1 protein-coding gene is annotated in these 2,389 nt (G+C 70.2%); it reads right to left on the bottom strand.

Features of this window, described 5'->3' with window-relative positions; genetic code table 11:
• On the bottom strand, nt 1-2,389 hold a 2,389-nt coding region (locus RIF23_RS20615; protein WP_310914298.1), incomplete at both ends, for a tetratricopeptide repeat protein.

The following is a 2,389-nucleotide window of genomic DNA, read 5'->3' as shown; positions in this document are numbered from 1 at the left end:
CTGCCCCAGCACGTTGGCGAGGTTGTTCCGGCTGGTCAGGGTGGCGGGGTGGTCCTCACCCAACACCCGGCGGCGTACTTCTAGAGTGGCGCGCTGCTCAGCCTCGGCCTCCTCCCACCAGCCCTGCTCCGCCAGCACGCGGGCGAGGCTGGCCCGGCTGGTCAGGGTGTGGGGGTGGTCCTCACCCAACACCCGGCGGCGTACTTCTAGAGTGGCGCGCTGCTCAGCCTCGGCCTCCTCCCACCGGCCCCGCTCCCTCAACAAGTTGGCGAGGTTGGCCCGGCTGGTCAGGGTTTCGGGGTGGTCCTCACCCAACACCCGGCTGAACGCCTGGTACACAGCGCGGTGCTCGGCCTCGGCCTCCTCCCACCGGCCCCGATCCGCAAGCACGCCGGCGAGGTTGGCCCGGCTGGTCAGGGTGTGGGGGTGGTCCTCACCCAACACCCGGCTGAACGCCTGGTACACAGCGCGGTGCTCGGCCTCGGCCTCCTCCCACCGGCCCCGCTGCCCCAGCACGTTGGCGAGGTTGGCCCGGCTGGTCAGGGTGTGGGGGTGGTCCTCACCCAACACCCGGCGGCGTACTTCTAGAGTGGCGCGGTGCTCGGCCTCGGCCTCCTCCCACCGGCCCCGCTGCCCCAGCACGTTGGCGAGGTTGTTCCGGCTGGTCAGGGTGTGGGGGTGGTCCTCACCCAACACCCGGCGGCGTACTTCTAGAGTGGCGCGCTGCTCAGCCTCGGCCCCCTCCCACCGGCCCAGATCCGCAAGCACGCCGGCGAGGTTGGCCCGGCTGGTCAGGGTGTGGGGGTGGTCCTCACCCAACACCCGGCTGAACGCCTGGTACACAGCGCGGTGCTCGGCCTCGGCCTCCTCCAACCGGCCCCGCTCCCTCAACAAGTTGGCGAGGTTGTTCCGGCTGGTCAGGGTGTCGGGGTGGTCCTCACCCAACACCCGGCGGCGTACTTCTAGAGTGGCGCGGTGCTCGGCCTCGGCCTCCTCCCACCGGCCCCGATCCCTCAACACGCCGGCGAGGTTGTTCCGGCTGTTCAGGGTGTCGGGGTGGTCCTCACCCAACACCCGGCGGCGTACTTCTAGAGTGGCGCGCTGCTCAGCCTCGGCCCCCTCCCACCGGCCCAGATCCGCAAGCACGTTGGCGAGGTTGTTCCGGCTGGTCAGGGTGTGGGGGTGGTCCTCACCCAACACCCGGCGGCGTACTTCTAGAGTGGCGCGCTGCTCAGCCTCGGCCTCCTCCCACCGGCCCAGATCCGCAAGCACGCCGGCGAGGCTGCCCCGGCTGGTCAGGGTGTGGGGGTGGTCCTCACCCAACACCCGGCGGCATGCCTGGAACACAGCGCGCTGCTCGGCCTCGGCCTCCTCCAACCAGCCCCGCTCAGCCAACATGCCGGCGAGGTTGTTCCGGCTGGTCAGGGTGTCGGGGTGGTCAGGACCGTGTTCCTCCGTGTAAGCAGCGTGGGCCTGGCGGTAGGCGCGTTCGGCCAGGGGGTAGCGGCCCTGGCTGTAGGCGGTGGCGCCGATGCTGTGGGCGTCTGCGGCGGTGGCGTGTTCGAGCGCGGCGGTGATGACGTGCTCGGGGGCATGTTCCCCGGCGGGGGTGCGGCGGTGGGTGGCATCGACCAGGTAGTCAAACACCTCCACCCGGCCCGACTCGTGGCCGGTGTCGTCCTCAACGGGGGTGAGGAGGTGCGTGGTGGCAAAGCGGGGTTTGAGCGCCCACTCCCAGGCCCGGGCCAGAGGTTCGGGATGCAGGCGCTGACCACCGTACTGGTCAAGATAGTGGGTGTGGACCTGCTCCAACAGCTCCCGGGGCAGAGCGGAGAGGTAGCCAGCGCGGCGCAGCTCCACCGCGGCAGCGATCAGCGCGGCACCGCGGGGATAGCTAGGCGCGTGGGGATCGGTGTTGGCGCTCCAGGCGTTGTCCCACTCCGCCAGCAGGCGTGGCCCGTTAGCCAGATACTCGGCAATACCATACTCCTGCGACCGGGCCAGCGCCACAGCGATACGCGCATCGTCGATATCCTCCGCACGCGCCCGCTCCTCAGCGGTGAACAGCCGCGGCACGGTCACGCGGTGGGCCCGCTCCAACAACTCACGGGCCCGCTGATACACCGGCAGACGCGCAGCATCCTCGGGAACGGCCTTGAGCTGAGATTCCTGACTCCTGGTCAGGGTGGCCACCACCACACAGTGACGCCGCGCCTGGGAATCAACCAGGGCGGTGAGGGCCTCGGCGGTAAGATCCGCATCCACATGCAGGTGCCGGTCGACGTTGTCCAACCACACCACACAGCGGCGATAACGCCGGGCTTCCTCCAGCGCGGTGGCCATCCCGCCCGGAGCCGGGGCAACCAGCCGATGCTTGGGCAGACGCGCA

Origin of the sequence: Lipingzhangella rawalii (assembly GCF_031628175.1) — a bacterium.
In the GTDB taxonomy this organism is placed as follows: domain Bacteria; phylum Actinomycetota; class Actinomycetes; order Streptosporangiales; family Streptosporangiaceae; genus Lipingzhangella_A; species Lipingzhangella_A rawalii.
The sequence above is the reverse complement of the archived record's forward strand: the minus strand, read 5'-3'. Positions and strand labels throughout refer to the sequence as shown.